This is a genomic window from Propionimicrobium sp. PCR01-08-3 (assembly GCF_030286045.1).
Classification (GTDB): domain Bacteria; phylum Actinomycetota; class Actinomycetes; order Propionibacteriales; family Propionibacteriaceae; genus Brooklawnia.
This window is the reverse complement of record NZ_CP127390.1, coordinates 1,961,317-1,985,206: the sequence shown is the minus strand read 5'-3', so window position 1 is coordinate 1,985,206 and position 23,890 is coordinate 1,961,317. Positions and strand designations below refer to the sequence as shown.

At 65.2% G+C, this 23,890-nt stretch carries 22 protein-coding genes; 12 read left to right on the top strand and 10 right to left on the bottom strand.

The window, feature by feature from the left end; all coding sequences use genetic code 11:
• Positions 1–247: 247 nt before the first annotated feature.
• The gene (locus QQ658_RS09100; protein ID WP_286024545.1) at positions 248–1,300 is read right to left on the bottom strand and encodes a sunset domain-containing protein; all 1,053 of its coding nucleotides are present in this window, start codon (positions 1,298–1,300) and stop codon (positions 248–250) included.
• 145 nt (positions 1,301–1,445) lie between these two features.
• Between QQ658_RS09100 and QQ658_RS09095 the strand changes: the two genes are divergently transcribed.
• Positions 1,446–1,955, top strand: a complete 510-nt coding sequence (locus QQ658_RS09095; protein WP_286024544.1) for a peptidylprolyl isomerase — start codon at positions 1,446–1,448, stop codon at positions 1,953–1,955.
• A 167-nt stretch (positions 1,956–2,122) separates the two neighbouring features.
• Here the strand turns inward: QQ658_RS09095 and QQ658_RS09090 are convergent, their stop codons facing one another.
• Together QQ658_RS09090 and QQ658_RS09085 are read right to left on the bottom strand one after the other, a co-directional pair.
• On the bottom strand, positions 2,123–2,404 hold the full coding sequence (locus QQ658_RS09090; protein ID WP_286024543.1) for an Lrp/AsnC family transcriptional regulator: 282 nt from the start codon (positions 2,402–2,404) through the stop codon (positions 2,123–2,125).
• A gap of 3 nt (positions 2,405–2,407) precedes the next feature.
• The gene (locus tag QQ658_RS09085; protein WP_286024542.1) at positions 2,408–4,147 is read right to left on the bottom strand and encodes a DEDD exonuclease domain-containing protein; all 1,740 of its coding nucleotides are present in this window, start codon (positions 4,145–4,147) and stop codon (positions 2,408–2,410) included.
• A gap of 338 nt (positions 4,148–4,485) precedes the next feature.
• Between QQ658_RS09085 and QQ658_RS09080 the strand changes: the two genes are divergently transcribed.
• The 7 genes from QQ658_RS09080 to QQ658_RS09050 all read left to right on the top strand — a co-directional run bounded on the left by QQ658_RS09080 (position 4,486) and on the right by QQ658_RS09050 (position 11,876).
• Complete coding sequence (locus tag QQ658_RS09080; RefSeq protein ID WP_286024541.1) at positions 4,486–5,577, top strand: hypothetical protein; 1,092 nt, start codon at positions 4,486–4,488, stop codon at positions 5,575–5,577.
• A gap of 209 nt (positions 5,578–5,786) precedes the next feature.
• Positions 5,787–6,566 (top strand): lysophospholipid acyltransferase family protein, encoded by a 780-nt coding sequence (locus QQ658_RS09075; RefSeq protein WP_502928960.1) that lies wholly within the window; start codon positions 5,787–5,789, stop codon positions 6,564–6,566.
• A gap of 45 nt (positions 6,567–6,611) precedes the next feature.
• Positions 6,612–7,466 (top strand): lysophospholipid acyltransferase family protein, encoded by an 855-nt coding sequence (locus QQ658_RS09070; protein WP_286024539.1) that lies wholly within the window; start codon positions 6,612–6,614, stop codon positions 7,464–7,466.
• On the top strand, positions 7,459–8,634 hold the full coding sequence (locus QQ658_RS09065) for a sensor histidine kinase (protein ID WP_286024538.1): 1,176 nt from the start codon (positions 7,459–7,461) through the stop codon (positions 8,632–8,634). The genes QQ658_RS09070 and QQ658_RS09065 overlap by 8 nt, the downstream gene beginning before the upstream one ends.
• A gap of 89 nt (positions 8,635–8,723) precedes the next feature.
• Positions 8,724–9,389 carry a response regulator gene (locus QQ658_RS09060; RefSeq protein ID WP_286024537.1) on the top strand — a complete coding sequence of 222 codons (666 nt, stop codon included), beginning with the start codon at positions 8,724–8,726 and terminating at the stop codon, positions 9,387–9,389.
• Between the two features lie 60 nt (positions 9,390–9,449).
• A complete protein-coding gene (locus QQ658_RS09055; RefSeq protein WP_353057916.1) occupies positions 9,450–10,835 on the top strand; it encodes a class II 3-deoxy-7-phosphoheptulonate synthase in 1,386 nt (461 codons plus the stop codon).
• Between the two features lie 6 nt (positions 10,836–10,841).
• Positions 10,842–11,876, top strand: a complete 1,035-nt coding sequence (locus QQ658_RS09050) for a threonine aldolase family protein (RefSeq protein WP_286024536.1) — start codon at positions 10,842–10,844, stop codon at positions 11,874–11,876.
• A gap of 40 nt (positions 11,877–11,916) precedes the next feature.
• Here QQ658_RS09050 and QQ658_RS09045 read toward each other — a convergent pair whose 3' ends face one another.
• On the bottom strand, positions 11,917–12,150 hold the full coding sequence (locus QQ658_RS09045) for an AbrB/MazE/SpoVT family DNA-binding domain-containing protein (protein ID WP_286024535.1): 234 nt from the start codon (positions 12,148–12,150) through the stop codon (positions 11,917–11,919).
• 97 nt (positions 12,151–12,247) lie between these two features.
• Here QQ658_RS09045 and QQ658_RS09040 point away from each other — a divergent pair, with 97 nt between their 5' ends.
• On the top strand, positions 12,248–12,889 hold the full coding sequence (locus QQ658_RS09040; protein WP_286024534.1) for an MBL fold metallo-hydrolase: 642 nt from the start codon (positions 12,248–12,250) through the stop codon (positions 12,887–12,889).
• On the opposite strand, the gene QQ658_RS09035 is transcribed toward QQ658_RS09040, so the two are convergent.
• Both QQ658_RS09035 and QQ658_RS09030 read right to left on the bottom strand, forming a co-directional pair.
• Positions 12,886–13,824, bottom strand: a complete 939-nt coding sequence (locus QQ658_RS09035; RefSeq protein WP_286027082.1) for a DMT family transporter — start codon at positions 13,822–13,824, stop codon at positions 12,886–12,888. The genes QQ658_RS09040 and QQ658_RS09035 overlap by 4 nt on opposite strands.
• The gene (locus QQ658_RS09030) at positions 13,824–16,061 is read right to left on the bottom strand and encodes a protein kinase domain-containing protein (protein ID WP_286024533.1); all 2,238 of its coding nucleotides are present in this window, start codon (positions 16,059–16,061) and stop codon (positions 13,824–13,826) included. Before QQ658_RS09030 ends, QQ658_RS09035 begins: the two co-directional genes overlap by 1 nt.
• A gap of 142 nt (positions 16,062–16,203) precedes the next feature.
• Here QQ658_RS09030 and QQ658_RS09025 point away from each other — a divergent pair, with 142 nt between their 5' ends.
• Positions 16,204–16,836: a hypothetical protein gene (locus QQ658_RS09025; protein WP_286024532.1), complete on the top strand. Its 633-nt coding sequence runs from the start codon at positions 16,204–16,206 to the stop codon at positions 16,834–16,836.
• A 9-nt stretch (positions 16,837–16,845) separates the two neighbouring features.
• On the opposite strand, the gene QQ658_RS09020 is transcribed toward QQ658_RS09025, so the two are convergent.
• A complete protein-coding gene (locus QQ658_RS09020; RefSeq protein ID WP_286024531.1) occupies positions 16,846–17,937 on the bottom strand; it encodes a polyprenyl synthetase family protein in 1,092 nt (363 codons plus the stop codon).
• Positions 17,938–18,027: 90 nt separating this feature from the next.
• On the opposite strand from QQ658_RS09020, the gene QQ658_RS09015 reads away from it, so the two are divergent.
• Positions 18,028–18,927 carry a methylenetetrahydrofolate reductase gene (locus QQ658_RS09015; protein WP_286024530.1) on the top strand — a complete coding sequence of 300 codons (900 nt, stop codon included), beginning with the start codon at positions 18,028–18,030 and terminating at the stop codon, positions 18,925–18,927.
• Here QQ658_RS09015 and QQ658_RS09010 read toward each other — a convergent pair.
• On the bottom strand, positions 18,872–21,112 hold the full coding sequence (locus tag QQ658_RS09010; protein ID WP_286024529.1) for a HelD family protein: 2,241 nt from the start codon (positions 21,110–21,112) through the stop codon (positions 18,872–18,874). The two genes, QQ658_RS09015 and QQ658_RS09010, sit on opposite strands and share 56 nt — an antisense overlap.
• Positions 21,113–21,175: 63 nt before the next feature.
• Here QQ658_RS09010 and QQ658_RS09005 point away from each other — a divergent pair, with 63 nt between their 5' ends.
• Entirely contained in the window at positions 21,176–22,096 is a 921-nt protein-coding gene (locus QQ658_RS09005) for a ketopantoate reductase family protein (RefSeq protein WP_286024528.1), read from the top strand.
• Between the two features lie 9 nt (positions 22,097–22,105).
• On the opposite strand, the gene QQ658_RS09000 is transcribed toward QQ658_RS09005, so the two are convergent.
• Both QQ658_RS09000 and QQ658_RS08995 read right to left on the bottom strand, forming a co-directional pair.
• Positions 22,106–22,396, bottom strand: a complete 291-nt coding sequence (locus tag QQ658_RS09000; RefSeq protein ID WP_286024527.1) for a hypothetical protein — start codon at positions 22,394–22,396, stop codon at positions 22,106–22,108.
• A 2-nt stretch (positions 22,397–22,398) separates the two neighbouring features.
• On the bottom strand, positions 22,399–23,766 hold the full coding sequence (locus QQ658_RS08995; protein ID WP_286024526.1) for an inorganic phosphate transporter: 1,368 nt from the start codon (positions 23,764–23,766) through the stop codon (positions 22,399–22,401).
• Positions 23,767–23,890: the final 124 nt, after the last annotated feature.

The following is a 23,890-nucleotide window of genomic DNA, read 5'->3' as shown; positions in this document are numbered from 1 at the left end:
AACGAGCGGAACAGTCATGGCTTCCCTGAGGGTGCGGGGCCACGTCTTCGTGGCCGGTGTCGGTACCCCCACTACAGTCCATCGAACCGTCGGCCGGCAAGCGCCCGGCTCAAACGGACAACATCGTCATCGGCCCGGACAACACCTCGGCGACGAGGGACAACATCGCCGCGTCCGGGCAAAATGAAAGTGGGACCGGCCGGTGCTGAATGCACCGGCCGACCCCACTCAAGGTCCTCCCAGGAAATTACCGGAGTGCCTTGGTGAATCCGGCAGCCACGGCCGCCTCCTCACTGTTGAACCACACGTCGGCGTTGGTGCGCTCGTAACCGGCGGCCTCGGGGGTGTGGTATTTCATCGAACGCTCGTTGCCCTTGATGGCGAAGCCCTCCGGGGGCGTGGCTCCGACGTAGGCTCCCTCACCGTAGCTGTGAGCCGACGCAGGGTCCGGGCTGCCTTCCGAGATCATCTCATCTTCGGCAAGTTCTTCAGCCAGGTCACTCGCGGCGTCCTCCGCAACCTCCTGTGCCTCGGGTTCGTCGGCAGGAGTGGTGGCCTCGAACGGGCTGGCACCCCACGAATCGTCCTCGTCGGCCTCGGGGCGGGTGGGCTGCTGCGGCGACCAGCCGTCGTCGCTGCTGCCCAAGACACTGCGCACCGCGATGATGATCGCGCCCACCACGGTCGCGATTCCGATGAGCGTGAAGATGCGGCCGACCACGCTGCGCTTGCGGGGTTCGGGTTCTGGGTCGGGCAGCTGAAGGTCGCCGCGCAACGCGGCCAAAGTGGAGCGTCCGCGCCGGGTGGCCTCGATGACGGAAGGATTCTCGTTGGCTTCCTCCCAAAACTCCTGAAGCCTCGGGTACCAATCGTGCTGCACCTTGTCAGAAACGCTTTCGTAGGCCTGGGAGACCGACGGCTGGAGCTTCTCGACGACCTCTTCAACCTTCGGTGAGATGCGATCGTACGCGTCTTCGAGCACCGGAGTGACCCGGTCGGCTGCCTGGCGTCCGAAGTCGACGGCCTGCTTGCCGAGCCCACCGGCCTGCTTCGCGAGGTCGGACACCTGGTCATTGGCCTGCTTGGCAAGCGGAGTGACAGCGTCGGTGGCCCCCTCGAACACGTCCTTGCCCTGCTTGAGAGCCTGGTTGGCGGCTTTCTTCGCGGCCTTCCGGGCCTTCTTGGTCTTGCAGTTCATAACTTTCTCCTGTCCGTTGCTGTGCTCGTAGTCGAGCCGCTCGTAGTCGAGCTGCAAACCGGAGTACGTGGAAACTGCCCACGCGAACGGTTCCGTACCCACGCTACGTGGTCATCGCGGCAAATCACTGGGACTCGGCAGAATTCGTTGGTGCCATCGGATCGGACGACGAGTTTGGTGGCGCGCGGTCATCTGCAAGGATGGAGGCCGTATCCGCGTCAACACGCATTTCGAAAGGTGGGTTCGTATGAGCCAAGCCACCCTGCACACCAATAAGGGCGATATCGTCGTCGAACTGTTCGATGACTACGCCCCGAAGACCGTCGCCAACTTTGTCTGCCTGGCCGGCGGAACCCGCGAGTACCGCGATCCGAGCGACGGCCAGACCAAGACCGGGCCGTACTACGACGGCACGATCTTCCACCGAGTCATCGACGGCTTCATGATCCAAGGTGGCGACCCCACCGGCACCGGGCGCGGCGGCCCCGGCTACGAGTTCGCCGACGAGTTCTACCCCGATCTGGTCTTCGACCGCCCCTACCTGCTGGCCATGGCCAACGCGGGTCCCGGGACCAACGGCAGCCAGTTCTTCATCACGGTGGCACCGACCCCGCACCTGAACCGCCGCCACTCGATCTTCGGTGAAGTGACCGACCCGGCCAGCCAACAGGTGGTCGACGCCATCGGCGCCACCCCGACCGACCGCGCGGATCGTCCGCTCGACGACGTCGTGATCACCTCGGTCGAACTGGCCTGAGGGCCCTGCACCACAACCCACGACGCACCTGATCTTCGAGCGAATCGGACGAGATCAGGTGCGTCGTGCTATCTGCCGGCGGCGTGGCCGCAGTCGATGGCCGGCAACGATCCGAAACATGCTCGTCGCGGTCACCGGTTTCCCGTCCGGCCGATTGAATGGTGGGCTCAGTCGCCGACACCGATCGAGAACGTGGCGTCGAGGTCGCGCTGGCTGTAGGCACGGAACGCCAAATGGGTTTCGGTCTCGCGCACGCCGGGCACCTTCGCCAGGGAGTCGGAGACCACCGGGGCGACGTCGTCAAATGAGGGAACGCGCACGATGGCGATGAGGTCGATCCGCCCGGTAACCGAATAGACCTCGCTGATGCCGTCGATGGCGGCGATCTGCTCGGCGACCTCCGGGATGCGGTCGTTCTCAACATGGACGAAGACGATTGCGGTGATCATGGACTAAAGGTTATCCCTGGCGCCGGCGCCCACTGTCAGCTCGGGCAGATCCGCGCGGTCGACCCCACCGTGAACAGGCATCGACCACTCTCCGTCGATGTCGATCAGCCGCACACCCGGGGTCTCCAGCCAGCGTGCGATGAGCTCGGCTTCCTCCACGGAGGCCGATGGCATGTCGTGCGGTGTCGCCCAGACGACCTCGGCCAGTTGGACGGCTCGATTCGCGACCTCGATCGGATCACTGCCCGGTGCGGCGCATGCCGCAGCCGCCAGCTTGCCGTAACGGATGACATGGATCTGCCAGCCGGGGTTCGGCGCAGGAGACGCTATCCACTGCGCGGCCACGATCTGAGAGCACCGCGATATGGCCTGGAGTCGGTGCAGCCGCTGTGATGCCGCGACATAGCTGCGCAAGCGAGTGGTCAACACCTCGGCCTGCTCGTAGCGTTGCTGCTCCGAAAGCCGGACGATGCGGCGTCCGATCAGCGCCAGGGTGGGCCGCAGGTCACCGGTCATCGCCTCGCGCACCTGCTTGGTCAACTCCGCGTAGTCATCTGCTGCCGACCCCAGGCATGGGGCCAGGCATTTGCCGAGTTCGGCGAGCGCGCAGGCGGGGCCGCTGGCGTTCTTGGCGATCTTCGTGGTGCACTGGCGCAGCGGATAGGCGTCATAGATGGCCTCGCATCCGGTTTGCGCGGCGGATCTCGAACTGAACGGGCCCCAATAGGTTGCTTGGTCGTCCGCCGGTTTGGCCACCACAGAAAGGCGGGGATAGCGCTCGCAGGTGAGTTTCACCCAGGCAACCTTGTCCTGCCGCTTCGAACGACGGTTATAGCGAGGCGCATGAGCCGCGATGGTACGCAGCTCCCGCACCTGGGCCTCCAACTCGGTCGCGCAGACCACGGCGTCCACCCCGGTGGCGATGCGCACCATCTCGTCCATCCGCGGCCTGGTCTCCGACGAGGTGAAATAGGTGCGCACCCGGCGGCGGATATTGCTCGCCTTGCCCACATACAGCACCTGACGATCCTGGCCCGGGCGCTGCGCATAGAAGGTGTAGACGCCGGGCCGCTCGGGCAGCTCGGAGGCCCAGGTGCGTTTGGCCCGGCGTTGCGGTGAAACGCGATGCTCGAATTCCTTGAGATCCTCGAGGCTCAGCACTCCGAGGTTGCCGACCCGCTCCAGCAATCCGTGCAGCACATCGACGGTGGCGCGTGCGTCGGACAGCGCGCGGTGATTGGGTTGGGTGGCGGCATGAAAATGGTCGGCCAGGGTGTGCAGTTTGACGTTGGGCACTTCGCCGCGCAGCAGCGCCTGACGGGCCAGCGCGACGGTGTCGACGACCATATTCCCGGGCCACGGATACCCGAATTGTTCGCAGGCACGTTTGAGGAAACCGATATCGAAGCGGGCGTTGTGTGCCACCAGCACGGTGCCACGCGAGAACTCCAGCCAGCTCGGCAGCACCTCGCCGAGCGTCGGCTGCGAGGTGACCATCTGGTTGGTGATGCCGGTGAGCACGGCGATGAATCCGGGTATGTGGACGCCCGGGTTGACCAGAGTGCCGAATTCGCCGAGAATCTGACCGCCGCGCACCTTGACGGCACCGAATTCGGTGATCGTCGCCTCCGGCCCCGACCCGGTGGTCTCCAGATCGACGACACAGAACGTGGCCTCTGACAGCGGGGTACCGATGTCGTCCAGGCTGGGCTGCAGCAGGTTCTGGTGTCGATCGATGGCCATGCAGCTGACGGTAGCGGTGGGCTCCGACAATTTTTCGTACGTCAGATGCCACTGCCGGGATCGGTTCGCCGATCGCCGCTACCGCGGGACGGGCGCTTGATCGCGGGGCGGCATATCGTGACAAGTTCTTCTCCCGTGGCTGCAACGACGAAGAACCGCGCCCGGCTAGCGTTGCCCATGGCTGATCCGATGCGGTGCACGGTCAGGCGGTAAGAAAAAGGAGTGTGGTGGTGGTTCGGCGAACGGTCTATCGGGTGCGCGAACCCCGTCGGCATCGGCTCGGTTCCCATCGGGGTTGTCAACTACGCGCAGGAGTTGCAGCCGCGCAATCTCTGGTAATGGGGCTGCTCGCGGCGGCATTGCTTGTGGGCTGCTCGGCACCCGCCGTCTCCACCCCGTCTGCGCCGGAGGCTCCTACCCCGGCGAGCACCGCCGAGCGGGCGGACGTCGCAGAGCATCTGATGGAGACCGTCCAAGAAAACGATGAGGAAGCATTCTCCGCAACCTTCGCGGCGGATGTCGACCCGGAATTCGTCGCCATGCTGTGGACGAATCTGGACCTGATCGACCTGAGCCTCGTGGAGGAGAGGTCCGATGGCACCTGGCGGGTGCACTGGAAGGTTCCCGGTGAGCAGGGCGTGGCGACCCACCTGATCGCCGCAGATGTGGAGTGCGATTCGTCCGGCTGCCTGATCGCCGGCCTCGGGCAATCCGGCACGTCACCGGAACCGATCTGGCTGGTGGAACCGATCAGCATCCAGCACACGGCATATGTGGCACTTGTCGGCGGCGGAGACCTCGCCGGATGGCAGATTCCGGCCGGTGAAGCGTCCGCCTTCTTGATGGCGTCTCCCACTGACGATCTGGTGCAGCAGGCATCCACCCAGGTGGTCGAGGTGCCCGGCAGCACCGAGGCGTTCGAGAAGGTGATGGGAGCCTCCGCGCTCGATTTCGCCGACGCGGGGGCGATCACCTGGGTGGCCAACAGCGGCGGTGACGAAGACACTGTCTCAGCCGCGCCGCCCCGGGTGGTGATCAACCCCGACACCACCCAGGATGCGGACAAAACGTCGCGCAATCTGCTGCTCGTCCACGAATTGACGCACGCTGCCACGAGCTGGCTCGGGCATCCGGCCGACGGCCAACTGTGGGTCAGCGAAGGCCTGGCCGAGCATCTGATGTTGCAGACCTCCGACGCGGCAGCCCAAGCCAGCAACCAGGTCCTGCTCGATCACTGCCCGCTTTCCGACGCACCGCCGGCAGACGCCGATTTTGCGGATCCGTCCAAGAGCGAACTCGCCTATGCCTGGAGCGCGGCGGCCATCAATATGCTCCTCGCTGAGCGTGACACGGGCCATTCCCTCCACTACCTGTGGATCACTGCGGGCGAGCAGCCCGAATTGATCGGGCCCGTGGCCGACTGTGGCTGATGAGCCAGGCAGCGGCCGTGGCTTTGGCGGGGAACGCCCGATGGTCGAAGATGAGGAGCGCCCCAGCGTGCCGCGCGCCGGACGCGCAGTAGGCGGAAATCAGCCGACTGAGGCATTAATCTAATGACGGATCCTGCCCGGCAGAGCGTGGGTCCTCAGCAGATCCCTACAAGGAGGATTCCGTGACCGCCTGGTACAGCTTCTTCAAGATGACGCTGGTGCGCCCCGCGGTCAGATGGTGGTTCCGGGTCACGATCGAGGGCACCGAGAACATTCCTGAGAACGGCTGCCTGCTGGCCGCCAATCACCTGGACGCGGGCGACACCTTCAGCCTGCCGTCGCTGATCAAGCCGACGGTCACCTTTCCCGCGAAGAAGGAACTGTTCATGGGCAAGGGCGTCAAGGGCAAGGTGCTGGCCTGGTTCCTGACCGCGGTCGGGCAGGCTCCAATCGATCGTTCCGGTGGACGCGCAAGCGTCACAGGGCTCGGCTCGGTCGAGGATGTGCTGGCGGCGGGCGGGGTCGTCGGGATCTTTCCGGAGGGCACTCGTAGTCCCGATGGGCGGCTCTACAAGGGCCACACCGGAGTGGCGAGGATGGCCTTGACCAGCGGCAAACCGGTCGTCCCGGTGGCGATGATCGATACCCGGCTGGTTCGGTCGAAGATCGGCATCCCGACGATGAAGAATGCCCGCATTATGGTCGGTAAGCCCATCGATTTCCGCGAGTACGCCGGCCAGGACAATGATCTACATGTGCTTCGCTGGGTCACCAATGAGGTGATGGCAGCCATCCAGCAGCTGACCGGGCAGCAATACGTCGACGTTTACGCCTCGCGGGTCAAGCGTGGCGATCTGAGGAATGCGGACCTTGCCGGCTACTTGCTCGACCACCCCAACCAGAAGCAGACCCGGCCTGCAGTCACCGCCGAGCTCAGGCCGGCGAAAGCAGATCCGGATACTCCGGATGAGATCGGCGTGGGGGAGTGATCGGCAATGGCCGGTAGATCACGTAGATCACTTGTTCCGGGAGCATTGACGAAACAGCTGAGGCATCCGTGGCGAGTCGAAGCCGACCACCTCGAGCGGATTCCCGATGGCGCGTGCATCCTGGCGGTCAACAGGGTGAGCCCTTTCGATCATTGGATGGTCCCGGCTTCGCTGAATCGCGATTCCCGGGTGATCGCCGGCGGTCTGCCGATACGTTCCCGCCATAAAGTCAACTGGCAGGCCGATCCCGATGCGGACGACAGCCCGCAGGCAGCGGCCGCCGCGGGCGCGATTCTGGTGGTCTTTCCCGAGGGCGACAACAGCGCCGACGGCTGCGTACACAAGGGACACGCCCAGTTCGCGGCCTTCGCACTGGAGGAGGATCTGCCTGTCGTCCCCGCGGCTCTGGTGCCTTTCGCCGCCCAGGGCACACTGCCCGAACTGCGTTACCGGCTACGTATCGGGGAGGCCGTCGACACGACTCGGTTCACCCAGGCACACATTCCCAGCGACGCGCTGGATGGTTTCGTGCTGCGCGCATTGACCGACCTGGTGATCACCAGGATCTGCCAGCTTGCGGGGCGCCGCTATGTCGACAACTACGCGGCGACGACCGGTGCGGTGGCCAAGGTGACCCGTCCGGCAGCGTTTGCGTCCTGGCGTGAGGGACGAGCCGAACGCCGGGCTGCCCTGGAGCAGCGCAGGGCAGCCGAAGCGGAGCTGGCCAGGCTGCTGGACGAGCAGGACGCGGCGATCATGGACGAAGCCGTCGAGGCGGCACGGTCGCAGGCCGAAAAAGCGGCATTGGCCACCGAACACGCCAGAGCGCAACGTCGGCATCTCGCCGGCCAGCACCTGCCGAAGACCGACGACGACCAGGCCGGCCGGCCAGATGAGTGATCAAGCCGCCCCGCCTCGCGAGCCTCTCATTCCGGGTGCGGCCGAGCTGCGGCGCACCGTCTACCGGGCGGCCGGCTGGGCCAGAATCGGGTTGGTCGTGCACATGCTCGTCGTCAACGGATTGCGATTGTCGAAGGTTCCCCATCCGGGGATGCTGATCGAGATCTGCGTGATAGTGACTGGTTGGACGATCGTCATCAGTCTGCTGAACCTGAAGAAGAAGTGGCGCAACCGCTGGCTGATGGGCCTCGACATGGTGATCACGCTGCTGGTGGTGGCGAGTTCGGACTATGTGCTCGGCCTGAACGTGTTACGCGAAAGCTATCTCGGCGTCGGATGCTATTGGATGCTGGCGGCGCCGGCCGTGCTGGCGATGTGGCGCGGGCAGTGGGTGGGCCTGGCGGCGGGCGTCGTCGTCGGTGCGGTGCAGTTCTTGCAAGCGCCCTCGATCGCACCTAGGGCCTGGGGCGATGTGCTTTTGATGACCGCCATTCCTTATTTCATCGGTTTGCTCGTCAATGAACTCAGCACCACGATGACCGACCGCGACCGCAATCTGGCCACCCTGGCCGCGCTGGAAGAGCGCGAGCGCCTGAACCGCATCGTCCATGACGGGGTGCTGCAGGTGCTGGCGATGGTCGCCAGAGAAGGAAACGAACTGGGGCCCCGGGGCAAGACGCTCGCCACGCTCGCACTCAAACAAGAAGACCAGTTGCGCGCAACGCTCCAGGATCGCCGGGTCGACATTCTGGGTGGTGGTTTTCTCGACACCGACAAGACCGACGTCACGATCATGCTGGAGAGGCATCAAAGCGACACCGTGACCGTCTCGGTGATGGCCGGAGAACTGAACATGGCCTCGGCCCGCGCAAAAGAACTCGACCGGGTGATCACCGAGGTGCTGGCAAATGTCAGCAAGCATGCCGGTGACGGCGCGCACGCCTGGATGCTGCTGGAACAAGAGGGCAACGACCTGATCATCTCGGTGCGCGACAATGGTGTCGGTGTCACCGATGAGCAGCTGGAGCACGCGGCGGCCGGCGGAAGGATGGGTGTCAAGGAATCCATCGTCGGGCGTGTGATCGACCTGGGCGGCTCATCGGATCTGACCACCTCGCCGGGGGCCGGGGTCGAATGGGAGTTCCGTGTTCCTCTGGAGCGTGAGTGAACGGCGCCGGCCGGCGCCTCCGGGCCCACTCAGGGATGGCCCCGAGGTGGGCAATAATGAACAATCCGGTCGAGCACAGGAGGTAACTGATGGCAGCAGATACCAGCTGCTCCAAGGTCCGCGTGATGCTGGTGGACGATCACCCTTTTTGGATTGACGCGTTGGGTGAGGATCTCACCGAACTGGGGTGCGACGTGGTTGCGGTCGCCCATGAGGGCGCTCAAGTGATGGATCGTGCCAGGGCGACGCTGCCCGATGTGGTGGTGATGGATCTCAATATCCCCAGTCCCGACGGGGCCACCTGCACCCAGATGCTGACCGGTGAATTCCCCGACGTCAAGGTGCTGGTGATGTCGGCCTCGGGTGAGCGCGACGATGTTCTCCGGGCGGTGAAGGCCGGCGCCAGCGGATATGTGCTGAAGTCGGCCACCAAGCAAGAGCTGCTGGATGCCGTGACCAAGACCGCCGAAGGTGAGGCGGTCTTCACCGCCACCCTGGCCGGGCTGGTGCTGGGCGAATACCGGCGGATGGCCAACAACCCCGGCGCGGACGATGATTCTCCGGCACTCACCCCACGCGAATTCGAGGTGCTCCGGCTGGTGGCCAAGGGGTTGAGCTACCGCGACATCTCCGAGCAGCTGTTCGTCAGCCATCGCACGGTGCAAAACCACGTGCAGAATGTGCTGCGCAAACTCCAGTTGCACAACCGCGTCGAACTCACCCGGTACGCCATCCAGCAGGGGCTGGACACCTGATCTCATCCCTGGTTCGGGCAGCGTCAACTCTTCTGGGCGGAACAGATTATTCTTGGCTGCGTGTCTGAGCTGATCCCGTCTTTAGCCGAACTGCATGCCATGCCGCAGGTGCAGCAGCCCACCTATGCTGATCCGGATCGGCTGAAGTCGGTGGTGAACGATCTGCGCAAGCTGCCGCCCCTGGTCTTTGCCGGTGAGTGCGATGAGCTGCGCGAGAAGATCGCCCGGGTGGCCGACCGCAAGGCGTTCATTCTGCAGGGCGGTGACTGCGCCGAAACCTTCGACGGTGTGCGCGCCGACAACATCAAGGCGAAGCTGCGCGTCCTGCTTTCGATGAGTGTGGTGCTCACCTATGCGGCGCAGGTTCCGGTCGTCAAGGTCGGACGCATCGCCGGCCAGTACGCCAAGCCGCGTTCGAAAGACACCGAGACCCGCAGCGGGGTCACCTTGCCTGCTTACCGGGGCGACGCGGTGAATGGCTTCGACTTCACTCCCGAGTCGCGCCGCCATGACCCCGACCGGCTGATGCGCATGTACAACGCTTCGGCCGCCACCTTGAACCTGGTGCGGGCGTTCGTCACCGGCGGTTTCGCCGACATCCGCCAGCTGCACCTGTGGAATGCCAGCTTCGTGCAGGATTCGCGCATCGAGCACCGCTACGAGCAGATGGCCGGTGAGATCGAACGGGCGCTCGGATTCATGATGGCCTGCGGGGTGGACGACCAGACCCTGTCGGTGGTCGACTTCTACGCGTCCCACGAGGCGTTGCTGCTCGACTACGAATACGCGATGACCCGCATCGATTCGCGCAGCGAACTGCCCTACGACACCTCGGGCCACATGGTGTGGATCGGCGAGCGCACCCGCCAGCCTGACGGCGCCCAGGTCGAGCTGCTGAGCCGGGTGACCAATCCGCTGGGCATCAAGCTGGGCCCGACCAGCAAGGGCGAAGACGCCATCGCTCTGGCGGACCGGCTCGACCCGAACCGGGTGCCGGGACGCATCACCTTCATCACCCGAATGGGCGCCGACAATGTGCGCGAGAAGCTGCCTGGCCTGATCGAGGCCGTCGAGGCCACCGGACGCAAGGTGGCCTGGGTATGCGACCCGATGCACGGCAACACCTTCGAGACCGCCAACGGCTATAAGACCCGCAGCTACGCCGCGGTCGTCGAAGAACTCAACGGCTTCTTCGATGTGCACGACCAACTCGGCACCTGGCCGGGCGGCGTGCACGTCGAGCTGACCGGCGACGATGTCACCGAATGCCTGGGCGGAGCATTCCATCTGGCCGAAGAAGACCTGAATTCGCGTTACGAGACGGCCTGTGACCCTAGGCTGAACCGTAGCCAGAGCTTGGAGCTGGCCTTCATGATCGCCGAGCGGCTCAACCAAAGCCGGGTGCTGCGCCGCGAACCGCTGCAAATACCCAATTGGAATGACTGATACCCGATGATTGACCTGAGGTCGGACACCATCACCAAACCGAGCGCCGCGATGCGGGAGGCGATGGCCGCCGCACCGGTCGGCGACGATGTCTACGGCGAGGATCCGACGATCAACGAACTGGAAACCCGCACCGCCGCGCTGCTCGGGCACGAGGCCGGCCTGTTCTGCCCGAGCGGATCGATGGCCAATATGCTCGGCGTCTGGACGCTGGTGCCGGCCGGGGGCGAGATTCTTTGCGATCAGCGGGCTCATATCGTCCGGGCGGAGATGGGTGCGCATGCCGCACTTCACGGCATCACCATGCGCACCTGGGCGTCCAGCTCGGGTGTGCCCGGTATCGCGCAAACCAGTGATATCGCCGAGCTGATGGAGGTCGGCTGCGGGCCACACCTGGTGGAGACCGCGGCCATCGAGATCGAGAACACCCACAATTTCGGTGGCGGCACGATCCATCCAGTCGAAACCCTGCGCGAGATCCGCGAACTCTGCCAGGCGAACGGCGTGGCGATGCACCTGGATGGTGCCCGGTTGTGGAACGCCCATGTGGCCACCCGGGTCCCGATGGCCGAATACGGGTCGTTGTTCGACACTATCAGCGTCTGCTATTCGAAGGGCATGGGCGCACCCGTCGGTTCCGTGCTGGTCTCCAGTGCCGAGCGCATCGACCGCGCCCGCGAACAACGCAAACGGCTGGGTGGCGGCATGCGCCAGGCCGGCATCCTCGCCGCGGCCGCGCTGTATGCGCTCGACCACAACATCGACCGGCTGGCCGATGATCACCATAACGCCCAGGTCTTCGCCGAACAGGTGATGGCCCGGGCTCCCGAAGCCATCGACCCGCGCCATCTTGCCAGCAACATCGTCGTGGTCGACACCGGCGAGCGCCTGTCGTCCGAGGTCGCCGCCAAAGCGGCCGAGCGAGGCGTGCGCTGCTCCACGGTGGGCGTCCACAAGTTGCGTGCGGTCACCCATCTCGACGTGGACGAAGCCGGTTGCCGGGAGGCGGGCCGGATCGTGGGGGAGCTTCTCGCGTCTTGACCACTCGATTCAGCGGACGAGTGCGATCTCGAGTGCCAGCTCAGCGTTGATCGGTAAGACGAAGCTCTCTGATCTCATCAGGTGTAAGGGCGGGTCCGTCGTCAGCTACCACGAACAGCCCGTTGTCTTTTATCAGCCGACCGCGACGAATCGGCTCGATACGCAGCGCCGAACCGTCCAGCGTGATTTCCACCTCGCCGTGTCGCAACCCGATCTGACGGCGGAGTGCAACTGGAATTACCACCCGTCCAGATTTGTCGATGGTTGCTCTCATAGTCTTGAGGCTAGCAGGCAGTTAATGCCGAAGTGAACCCCTATTTGTGATGCATCGGTCGCTGACATCAAGCAGTTGGCGTGCCATAGTGGGAGACATGCAGATCACCCATTTCGGACATTCCTGCGTACTCATCGAAACCTCCGGCCAGCGGGTGCTGGTCGATCCGGGAGACTTCTCCACTTCGTGGCATGACGTGATCGATCTGGACGCCGTCCTGGTCACTCATCAGCATGCCGACCACGCCGATCCCGTCTGGCTGCCCAAGCTGCTGGACGCGAACCCCGACGCGGTGGTCGCCGTCGAGCAGACCGTTCCCGAGATCGTCGAGCTACCGACCAGGACGCTGCGCCTGGGCCCCGACGAACGAATCGATCTCGGCGGGCTGCACGTCGAGACCATCGGCGGCCAGCACGCGGTGATCCACCGCGACTATCCGCGGATCGGCAATGTCGGATTCGTTTTCCGCGCCGAGGGAGAGGCGAGCGTCCTGCACCCCGGAGACAGTCTGGATGCGACAGCCGAGGGCATCGATATTGCATTGATCCCGGCCTTCGGGCCGTGGGCGGCCACCAAGGAGACCATCGAATTCGCCCGGGCGACGGCCGCCCCTCAAGGCTTCCTGATCCACGACGGCCTGCTCAACGAGCGTGGCTGGAATCTGGTCGCAAAACACGTCCAGGCGTTGAGCGACACCAAGCTGATCGACGTCCGCGACACCAGGCCGTGGCAGGTCTAGGAGGCCAGAGTCTCACTCACGGTAGCCGGTTCGGCGTCGGCGATTGAGGGCACAACGGTCTTATCCGGCATCGACGACAGCACCATCGCGATGAACATGGCTGTGCCGCCGACCAGGGTGCGCACGCTGAACAGTTCTTGGCCGACAAGAATGGCGAAGATCGCGGCCCAGATCGGTTCGGTGCTCATGATGACCGCGGCCCGGGCCGGCGACACCCTGGTCTGTGCCCAGACCTGCATCAGCGCGGTCAGCCCGCCGCAGATGATCGCCAGATAGGCCACGGCACCCCAATCGGCCGAACCCTGAGGCAGCGCGATGCCGCCCGGAATCGCGGCGATGAAACACAACACCGCAACCCCCGCGGTCTGCAGGGTGGCCAGCGTGATCGCCTTGTCCTCGGTGGCCACGCGTCCGGTATAGATGATGTGCAGCGCATAGAGCAGAGCACTGATGATGGTCAGGGCCTCACCGACACCGAAACGCGTCGCACCGGCTCCGGGCACGATCGTCAGCGCGGCCAGGCCGAGCGTGGCGAGCGCCACCGACACCCAAACCCGTTGACGCACCCGCGCTTTCAGCAAGAGCGCCTCCAGCATCGGGGTCATGATCACGTAGGTGCCGGTCAAGAACCCCGAGATGGACGCACTGGTGTGCGCCAGACCATAGGTCTGCACCAATTGGGCCCCGCCGTAAAGCAGGCCCAGCATGGCGCCCTGCCGGATCGTGACGCGGGTGAAGATCAGCTTGCGGTGCATCACCAGACCGAAGAACACCGCAGCGATGGTGAAGCGCACGGCCAGCAGGTCGGCCGCATCGATCCTGGTCAAGATGTCGTGCAGCACGAAGAAGGTGGAACCCCACAGCATCGCCATGATGAGCAGGCACAGCGGAGCGATGGCATCGGCACCCGTCCGGGCACCGCGGAGGACATTCATCACAGCGAAACGTACACCTTGATCTTTGCGCCTTCGGGCAACTCGGAATCGGAGGAGAGCTCGTTACCGTCCTCGTCGGTGACCTTGGTGATCTTGCCGACGTTCGGGCCGAGGTTGGCACCACTATAGACAAACTCCGGCGAGAACTTCGCGTCGGTGAGCCGGTCGAAATACGCCTGCGGCTTCTCCTTGGATTTCGGGGTGGGCACCTTGGTGAGGTTGGCGCCCTTGCTCAGCACGAGTGTGACGGTGTCTCCGCGGTAGCCGGTGCCGTCGGCGGGGGACTGGCTTACCACCGAGTCTTTGGGCACATCCTTGCTGACCTCTTCGGTTCCCCACTCGACCTGGAAACCGACATCGGTCAATGACTGAACGGCTTCGTCCTTCGTTTTGCCCACCACATTCGGGATGGCGAGGGGCTCCCTGCCTTGCGAGATGGTCAGATCGACGGCCGTGTCGCGTTTCACCAGCTCACCTGCCGCGTAACCGGCGTCGATCACCAGGCCTGCGGTGACCGTTTCGCTCCACTGCTCGGTCAGGGTTCCGGTGGCCAGATTGGCGTCGGCGAGCGCTTGCTGCGCATCGTCCAAGGTGAGTCCGGCCAGTGATGGCACGGCGAAGCGTTCGGGCCCCAGCGAAACGACGGCGCTCATCTGCGATCCGCGGACGATGTCGTCGCCGGCCCCCGGGTTGGAGCTGATCACCAGGTCGGTGGGCACGGTTTCGGAATACTCCTCGGTGAAACTGATCGTCAGACCCACTCCGGACGCGGCACTCTCGGCCTCCGCCTGGGTCATGTTGACCACCGAGGGCGCGGCCACATAGCGTCCGGACGCGAACCACCAGCTCGTCATGCCGATGATCAACGCCAACAAGACGATGACGATGGTCGCCACGAAGGCGCGGCGGCGCCGGTAGGTGGCCGAACGCGACAATCTCGGGTAGCGTTCGCTGGCCGGCCGGGGAGCTTCCTCGAATTGCCGTGGACGGATGGCTTGCGCAGCCTCAGCTCCGCCCACGCGGGTGGGCGGATCGATTCGTTGGTGAGTGGTGCGTGGTGCAGCGGGCACCGGCTCGGACCGTCTGGGTATCACCGCGGATTCGGCCGTGGGGGTGGCGCCGGCAGGCTGGCTCCCGCCATAGCCGACCCGACGATCGGTCCGGGTCTGCAGGGCGGCTTTCGGTGCGGTGACGACCGGGGCGGCCTGGGCGGCGACCGGTAGCCGGGCCGAGTGATCGGCCAGCACGGAGGTGGCCATCTGATCGGGATCGAGAGCGGTTGTGGGAGCGTGCGACCACGGCAGCGCGGCGGCCGGATAGACCAGCGCACACAAGGCATCGTCGGATTTCACGCCGCGTTCCAGGGCTCTGCGCACCCTGCGCACCCGGCGCAGCAGTTCGCGTCCATTCGCGGGCCTGGCCGCCGGGTTACGCCTGGTGCAGGCGGCGACCAGGGCGTCCACATAGTCGGGGATCGGTTCGCGGCGGGCCTGTCCCGGATTCTTGGCGGCCAGCACCTCCGACGGGTTCGGAACGTTCTCGTTGACGTGCTTGTAGGCCACCGTGATCGGCGCGTCCCCGGTGTAGGGCTTGGTGCCGGTGAGCATCTCGAAGATCACGATGCCGGTCGAATAGACATCCGACCACGATTGGGCGCGTCCGGTGGTGAGCAGTTCTGGCGGCAGATAGCTGACCGTGCCGATCAGCAGACCCTGGGTGGTGGTCGAGGTCTGCGAGCTGATGGTGCGTGCCAAGCCGAAATCGGCGACCTTGATCTCGCCGCGGTGCGAGATCAGCACATTCTCCGGCTTGACGTCGCGGTGCACGAGTCCGGCCTCGTGGGCGACGGCCAGGGCGGCGGCGACCGGTTCGATGAGTTGCATCACGCGCAGCGGAGACATCGGTGCATCCCTGGTGATGATGGAGCGCAGGGTCGATCCCTCGACGAACTCCATCACGATATAGGGACGGCCGTGGTCGAAACCCTGGTCGAAGATCGACACCACATTCTCGTCACAGAGCCGGGCTGCGGCCCGGGCCTCCCGGTCGAATTTGGCAACGAAGTCGGCGTCGTCGCCCAGCCCGTCGTGCATCACCTTGATGGCGACGATGCGCTCCAGCCTGCGATCCCAGGCCCGGTAGACGGTGGCCATGCCACCTCTGGCGAGCCGTTGCAACACCTCATATCGGCCGTCCAGCACATCACCAACAAGCCTGTCGGTAGGGCGCTGGGTCACGGCTGCTCCATAGTCCTCGGGGAAGTTGATGAACGCTATTCAGTGTATGCGGCGCGGGTATTGGCTCCCGGTAACGCCAGGCGTTGGCGGGTCGTGTCGCGGGAATCCCCGATCACCACCCGGACGTCGTTACTGTAGGGGCATGAATGCGCTGATGGGCCTGAAGACGCGGCTGAGGTTGTCGCGGACACTGACCTGGGTGGGCCTGCAGACCAACCCGAAAACTCTTGCAGAACTGGTGCAGCGGCTGTGTCGCGAGCATCCCGACGTCATCGTGATAACCCAGCCCGGCGCGCTGCCCGAAGACCTGGTCACCGGATACCGGTCGGCGCTGAAGGCACTCGGCCGGCAGAGCGGTCAGACGATTCTCGGGTTGCAGGCCGATACCAGGGCTGCGGTGTCGGCCTCCGCAGATCTGGTGGTCACCGGTGCCGGAGCGGGCGCCGTGCGGGGCCACTCCCATGGCCTGTCGGTGGTGCGCGCCGATGATCGGATCACCGGCCAGAGCGCGCTGGATGATCCGGACGTGGATGCCGTCATCGTGCCGATCGATCTCGTGGCCCGGACGGCAGCGCAGGCACCAGCGTCCGATCCCACATCGAAGCCCTGGTTCGCGCAGGTGGCTGACCTGGACGGCGCCCGGCGCGCGGTAGGGGCGGGAGCCCGCAGGTTGGCCTTCACGGGAACCGACGTGGCCGGCTATCGCGAGTTGCTCGCCGGCCCGTGGCGCGACGAGATGGAGCGGGTCAGCTTCACTGCCTTCCAAGCGAAATAACGCGACCCTTCAGAACTGGCGCTCCACGCATTGCCGGGCCAGCTCGGTCAGGGCGATGCGGCCGGGATCGGACAACTCGGCTTGCGACAGGGCGTGCAACGCGGACGCATAGTCATCCCCGATCAGCTGCTCGATGAAACCTGCGGCCCCCGATGAGGTGACCAGATCGCGTGCGGTCATGATCTGGTCGGTGGTCATCGGTTTGCCGACCAGACCCTCGAGTTGCGCGCGCCGGGGAGCGTCGAGCAGCTCCAAAGCCTTGGCCAACAGCATCGTCCGCTTGCCCTCCACCAGATCGCCGGCCTCGGGTTTGCCGGTCTGATCGGTTGCGGCGAAGACCCCGAGCAGGTCGTCGCGCAGCTGGAACGCCCGGCCCAGCGCCAATCCGAAATGCCCGAGCGCCTCGAGCGTGGCCTCGCAGGCACCGGCGGCGGCCGCGCCGAATTGAACAGGACGCTGCACCGTATAGCGCGAGGTCTTCTCCTCGAGTACCTTGGCGGCGACGCGTTCGGGGTCGTTGCCGGCGTCTGAGCCGACCCGGTATTGCGCCCACAGATCCAGCACCTGGCCGGTGTTCACCTCGGTGCGCACCAGATGCCAGTACCTGCCGGCGCGGTGCCAGGCGGCGGTTTCCAGACCGGAATCTGAGACCAGCTCGTCAGACCAGACGATCAGCTCATCGCCCAGGACCACCGCCATTGCCCGCCCGAACTGGGCCGGGTCCCCGGCACCTTGACTGGCACGATGCCAGGCCTCGAACTGACGGTGCACGGTCGGATTCCCGCGCCGGGTATCGGCTTCGTCCAGCACGTCGTCGTGCATCAGAATGCCCGCGTGCAGCAACTCGAAAGCGCTGACGGCGGGCCAGATCTCCTGCGGAACCTCTTCGCTTCCACAAGCTGCGACGTATCCCCAATAGGCGAATGCCGGACGAAGTCTCTTGCCTCCCGAGACGAAATCGGCGGCGACCCGGGTGAGCTCGGCAAGAGCGGGGGAGACACCGACCAGCTGCGTGCGCTTGGCCTCCAGAAAGGCATCGAGTTGCTCGGCAACCTGGTCGCGGAAGTCTTGCGAGGCAGGGTTTGCTGGGTCAGGACGCATGCCCCAACACTATCGGCGCGTAACCGGGGCCGACGGCGAGGAAATAGACAGCGGATGGGCCGCCGGTGCGCCGCCACTACAATCGCAGCCATGTCTTCTCGCGAATCCATCGGTGAACTGCTGGCCAGGGCCACCGAACCGACCTTCAGTTTTGAGTTCTTTCCTCCGAAGGACGAGGCCGGCCAGCAGATGCTCACCCGCACCATCGCCGATCTGGAGGAGCTTCGCCCGGACTGGGTGTCGGTCACCTATGGCGCGAACGGATCCAGCCGTCAGCGCACCCTGGATGCCACAATGTCCATCCTTGCCAGCACTGATTTTCGAGTAGTGGGGCATATCACCTGCACCGGGCAGACCGTCGGCGAGCTGAGCCAGGCCATCGATGCCTACGGCGAGGCCGGTGTGACCAATATCCTGGCCATTCGCGGCGACATGCCGGGCGGTGCCCGGGTGCCCTGGGAGCCGCATCCCGGCGGCCTGCGCAATGCCACCGAATTGGTCGAGCTGATCGCTTCCCGCGGAGACTTCACCATCGGCGTGGGTGCCTTCCCCGACGGCCACTCGACCTCGACACCGGAGCTGGACGCGCAGATTCTGCTGGGCAAGCAGCGGGCCGGTGCCTCGTTTGCGGTCACCCAGCTGTTCTTCGACCTCGGTCACTATTTCGAACTGGTCGGCAGAGCCCGCAGCGCGGGCTGCACGCTGCCGATCGTGCCCGGCATCATGCCGGTCACCAGCGTCAAGCAACTCGGCCGGTTCGCCGAGCTATCGGGCGCCGACATTCCGGCGAAGGTCGCCGAGCGGTTGTTGGGTGTCGCGGACGATCCCGCTCAGGTGCGCGAGACCGGCGCCCAGATCGCCGCCGAACTGTGTGATCGGCTGCTGGCGGGCAAGGCACCGGGCCTGCACTTCTACACCCAGAACCGCTCGCGGGCTACTCGAGAGATTCTCGCCAAGCTCCGGGACGTCCATCGCCCAGATCGATGGTGACCAGGCGCTGGGTCGGGCGGGTGAGTGCGACATAGAGCACCCGCATCCCACCCGGGGTTTGATCCACGATCTCGTCGGGCGCCACCACGATGGCCGCGTCGAACTCCAGGCCCTTGGCCTGCAGCGCGGTGACGACCGTGAGCCTGGCCCGCACGGCGTCGTCCAAGGGCATGGACGCCACGGTGTCACGAACCGAACCGAATCGTCCGGCCGCGCAGATGATCGCGATCGAGCCCTCCACCTGACGGCCCAGCTCGGTCACCACGCGGCCCAGTGACTCGGGGAGCCGGTCGGCCGGCACCGAAAGCAGCCGGGGATCGACACCGGTCTGGCGAACCGAGGTCGGCACGTCCGCGTCCGGATAGAACGAGGTGATCACCTTGCCCGCGAGATCCATGATCTCGGCCGGCGAGCGGTAGTTGGTCGACAGCCGGAAGGTGCGCGAGGACCCGCGTCCGATCAGATCGCGCATCGCGCGCTCGGTCTCGTCGTCGTTCGGGTAGGAGCTTTGCGCGGGGTCGCCGACCAGCGTCCAACTGGCCTGCGGGCCGCGGCGGCGCAGCATCCGCCACTGCATGGGCGTGATGTCTTGGGCCTCGTCGACCAGCACGTGCGCGTGGGTGACCACCCCGTCATCGTCGGGGTCGGTCTCGCGGGTGTCGGTGAGCTGATCGGCCAGCGTCACCAGCTCGGCGATCTCGGTGCCGTCCTCGAGATAGAGCGCCGGATCGACCTCGTTTTCCACCGGCGCCGGGCCGATCATCGCCGCCAGCTCGTCGAGCAGCGCGATGTCGGCCACCGACCAGTCGGGATGCATACCTGTCCCCGGAATGAAGTCCCTGGCGTGGTCCAGGCTGTCCGCCAGAACGTGCCGCTCGTCCGCGTCCAAGACCTCATGAGCGAACTTCCGCAGCAGTGCCGGGTCGGCGAGCCTGGCCAACACCGCCTCGGGGGTCAGGATCGGCCACCAGGCATTGAGGAACATGGCGTAGCTGGCCTGCGAGGTGACGATGTCGTCGAAGACCTCCCGGGAGAGATCGAGCAGGGCCGCGATGTCGGTCGGCAGCTTCGCCCACAGTGCGTCGGTGAGCGCCTTCTCGGCGGCCGGACGCGCACGATTGGCCTTGTGGGAGTTGAGCACGGCGCGGCGGATGGTGTTCAGTTCGCCCGCCTCCAAGGTGAGGATCTCGCCCTTGACGCTGACTCTCAGGCGGATGTTTCCGGAGGTCATCGGCTCGAAGACGGCCCTCCTGAGCACCGGGAGCATCCGCAGGCTGCCCTTGATCATGGCGGCCTCGGCGTCGTCGACGCGCCCGGTCCCGAAGCCCAGGACGTCGCTGGCCAGCTCGCCGACCGACTTCAGGGTCACCGAGTCCTCTCCGAGGCCCGGCAGCACACGTTCGATATAGCTCATGAACAGGTCGGTGGGGCCCACCACCAGCACACCGCCGGCCTCCATGCGTTTGCGGTGGGTGTAGAGCAGGAAGGCGGCCCGGTGCAGGGCAACCACGGTTTTGCCGGTGCCGGGCCCGCCGGAGATCACCGTCACACCTTGGTAGGGGGCGCGGATCGCCATGTCCTGCTCGGCCTGGATGGTGGCGACGATGTCGCGCATTCGGGGCCCGCGGGCCCGCTTCAACGCGGCCATCAGCGCGCCTTCGCCGATCACCGGAAGGTTGGAGGAGTTCTCCTCATCGAGCAGGTCGTCTTCGATGCTGACGACCAGGTCGTCGCGGCAGCGCAGGGTGCGGCGGCGGGAGACGCCCATCGGGTCGGCGGCGGTGGCCCGGTAGAAGGCCTCCGCGGCCGGGGCGCGCCAGTCGATCACCAACGGCTCGTAGTCCTCGTCGCGCACGCCGAGGCGTCCGATATAGCGTTTGTCTTCGTTCTCGTCGGTGAAGTCGAGCCGGCCGAAGACCAGCCCCTCGTGCTCGGCGTCCAGAATCGCGAGCCGCTTGGCCGCCTGATAGGCGAAGGCATCGCGTTCGAACAGCGCGGTGCTGTCTTCTTCACGCATCCAGTCGGCGCGGTCGGTCTGGTATTTGGCGCGGCTCTCGGCCTGTACTTGGCGTGCCGCTTCGGTCGCGGAAGCAAGGTAACGGTAGACCTTGTCGACGTGAGCCTGCTCGATAGCCAACTCGTGGGCAAGGATCTCGTTCGTGCTCGGGGATTGTTCTTCGCTCAAGTGGGTCCATCCTCAGAAAAAGCCCGGAATGACCAGCTTACTCCGCGTGTGGGAGGATGAAACGTGACCACTGTCAGCATCATCGGGCTGGGAGCCATCGGCGCGGCGCATGCCGCCTGCATCGCCGACGCATCGCCGGGGACAGCAATCCGCGTCATCGCCGAGGGCGATCGTGCTGCCAGGTTGCGGACGAACGGTGTGCATGTGAATGACACCTGCTACGACTTCGAGATCACCGAGCCCGGCCAACAGGTGACGCCCGCCGACCTGATCATCGTCGCGGTGAAGCATCACGACCTGGACGAGGCGATCGGCCAGCTGGCGGGCCATGTCGGACCCGGGACCGTGATCTGCAGTCTGCTGAACGGGATCACCAGCGAAGAGGAGATCTCCCAGGCGTATCCCGAGGTCTGCGTGCCGCCGGCGGTGAGCGTCGGCATTGATGCCGTCCGCGACGGGCTGGAGGTGCGCTTCACGACCATCGGACGCATCGAGTTCGGCGACGCCGAACCCGGCGAGCCGAGCGAGGGCGTGCAGCGGTTGGACGCGATGCTGACCGACTTCGGGATTCCGCACCTCGTCAGCCCGGACGCCAAGCGGATGCTGTGGTGGAAGTTCCTGCTGAATGTGGGCGTCAATCAGACCTCGGCGCTACTGGAGGCGCCCTACGGATTGTTCCAGCATGAAGGTGCCGCGCGTGATCTGATGATCTCGGCACAACAAGAAGTGATCGACGTGGCGGGGGCCGCCGGGGTGAATTTGGGGCAGGCCGACATCGATCAGCTGGTGGGCATTCTCGGCACGCTCGGACCCGCCGGCTTCACGTCGATGGCTCAGGATGCCTTGGCCAATCGCCGGACCGAGGTCGACCAGTTCGCGGGCACCGTGGTGGCGCTCGGCGAAAAGTACGGCATCCCCACGCCCGTCAACCGCGTCCTGCTGCAGGCCTTCGAGGCCAAACATCAACTGTGGGGCGTGGCCTGAGCGGCCTACCTACTTGGCGACCAGCAGTGGCCAACCGAACTGCAGGGTCATGCCGAAACCGTGACCGACGATGATGGTGATGCCTGCCGCGATCGCCAGGATGACCACAGCGAAGCAGACGCCGGCGAATACCTTGGCGATCGGATGGGGATGGTGTTCTGCGACGTCATCGACGCCCTTGGCGCCGAAAGACAACGCCCAGATACCGATCGCGAAGATGGTCGGAAGCCCGGCACCGAGGACCAGTGCGTAGACCAGCACCTCGCCGCCGGCCTCGAACAGTTGCTCAAGAACCCGCATGCTCAGTTCACCTTCACCAGTTCTAGGTCACTTTTGGGATCGTTCGCTGGTTGATCTGCGAACTCACCCCCATCTGCTTGGGGGAGCGCCTTCATGGACTCCTCGATTGGGTTCAGGGATTCCGCGGTCACGGGCTGCTCCACCGCGTCCGTGGACGCAGGCGCGGGGTGAATCGAGGCCCCGTTCTCGCCGCCGGCCCATTCGGCGTTGACATTGTTGTGGTCGATCTTGGTGTTCAGCGAGTGCCGGTACATGGCACCGGCGCAGACGACCAGGATCGCGGTGATCACCAGGGCGCCGAACACGCCGCCGATCGAATGCCCGATGAACCACATGACGGCGCCCATCACGCCGGAGCATGGCAAGGTGATGCACCAGGCCGCCACCATCTTGCCGGCGACCCGCCAATTGACCTTTGCGCCCTTCTTTCCGACGCCGGCGCCGAGGATCGATCCGGTCGCGACGTGGGTGGTCGACAGTGCGAAACCCATGTGGCTGGAGACCAGGATCACCGAGGCGGTGGAGAACTCGGCGGCCATGCCCTGCGGAGGAGTGAGCTCGGTCAGGCCCTTGCCCATCGTCCGGATGATTCGCCATCCGCCGGTGTAGGTGCCCAAGGTGATCGCCATCGCGCAGGCGACCTTCACCCACAGCGGCACCGCCTGCAGGTCGGTCCACTGCCCGGACGCGATCAGCGCGAGAGTGATGACCCCCATGGTCTTCTGTGCGTCGTTGGTGCCGTGTGCCAGCGCCACCAGCGATGCCGATCCGATCTGCCCCCAGCGGAATCCGGTATTGCGGTACTTCGCCAAGACGTGTTTGGTGATGCGGTGCACCAGCCAGGTGCCGACGGTGGCGATGATGATGGCGATGAACGGCGACATCAGCGCGGGAAGCACGACCTTGCCGATCACCCCGTCGGGCTTGGTGCCATCGCCGATCCAATTGACGCCGCCGGTGCCCAGCCCCGCCATCGTGGCGCCGATCAGGCCACCGAAGAGCGCATGCGACGAGCTGGACGGCAGCCCGAACAGCCAGGTCACCAGGTTCCAGACGATGGCCCCGACCAGACCGGCCAGCACGATCAACAGCAATGCCTGGCCGCCTTCTTGCAGCAGCTCGGGGCGAGGGGCGCCGGAGGCGTCCTGAATGTTGACGACGGAATTCGTGACGGTCAGCGCGACCTCGACGGACAAGAACGCCCCGACCAGGTTGAGGATCGCCGACAGTGTGACGGCCGCCTTCGGCTTGAATGCGCCGGTTGCGATCGAGGTGGCCATGGCATTTGCGGTGTCATGAAACCCGTTGGTGAAATCAAAAACGAGGGCGGTGATAACCACCAACGATAAAATGATGAGCTCTGGAGGCACGTCTATAGTTTGCCTCTTTCCCGTGCTCAGAGGGTAGTTGAGGGGCGTTTCCCGGCAACAAAAAATGCGCTCCGGCGTGTCGGATCAGCGACCGTCTACCGCGCGGAATTATCTTCGTTACCTA

Bases quoted from the DNA above. Each gene is read 5' to 3' on its own strand.
- QQ658_RS09000 (WP_286024527.1), bottom strand. From the start codon at position 22,396: ATGCGGGTTCTTGAGCAACTGTTCGAGGCCGGCGGCGAGGTGCTGGTC.
- QQ658_RS09040 (WP_286024534.1), top strand. From the start codon at position 12,248: ATGCAGATCACCCATTTCGGACATTCCTGCGTACTCATCGAAACCTCC.
- QQ658_RS09085 (WP_286024542.1), bottom strand. From the start codon at position 4,147: ATGGCCATCGATCGACACCAGAACCTGCTGCAGCCCAGCCTGGACGAC.
- QQ658_RS09035 (WP_286027082.1), bottom strand. From the start codon at position 13,824: ATGAATGTCCTCCGCGGTGCCCGGACGGGTGCCGATGCCATCGCTCCG.
- QQ658_RS09015 (WP_286024530.1), top strand. From the start codon at position 18,028: ATGTCTTCTCGCGAATCCATCGGTGAACTGCTGGCCAGGGCCACCGAA.
- QQ658_RS09060 (WP_286024537.1), top strand. From the start codon at position 8,724: ATGGCAGCAGATACCAGCTGCTCCAAGGTCCGCGTGATGCTGGTGGAC.
- QQ658_RS09090 (WP_286024543.1), bottom strand. From the start codon at position 2,404: ATGATCACCGCAATCGTCTTCGTCCATGTTGAGAACGACCGCATCCCG.
- QQ658_RS09065 (WP_286024538.1), top strand. From the start codon at position 7,459: ATGAGTGATCAAGCCGCCCCGCCTCGCGAGCCTCTCATTCCGGGTGCG.
- QQ658_RS09080 (WP_286024541.1), top strand. From the start codon at position 4,486: ATGGGGCTGCTCGCGGCGGCATTGCTTGTGGGCTGCTCGGCACCCGCC.
- QQ658_RS09025 (WP_286024532.1), top strand. From the start codon at position 16,204: ATGAATGCGCTGATGGGCCTGAAGACGCGGCTGAGGTTGTCGCGGACA.
- QQ658_RS09050 (WP_286024536.1), top strand. From the start codon at position 10,842: ATGATTGACCTGAGGTCGGACACCATCACCAAACCGAGCGCCGCGATG.
- QQ658_RS09075 (WP_502928960.1), top strand. From the start codon at position 5,787: ATGACGCTGGTGCGCCCCGCGGTCAGATGGTGGTTCCGGGTCACGATC.
- QQ658_RS09020 (WP_286024531.1), bottom strand. From the start codon at position 17,937: ATGCGTCCTGACCCAGCAAACCCTGCCTCGCAAGACTTCCGCGACCAG.
- QQ658_RS09095 (WP_286024544.1), top strand. From the start codon at position 1,446: ATGAGCCAAGCCACCCTGCACACCAATAAGGGCGATATCGTCGTCGAA.
- QQ658_RS09045 (WP_286024535.1), bottom strand. From the start codon at position 12,150: ATGAGAGCAACCATCGACAAATCTGGACGGGTGGTAATTCCAGTTGCA.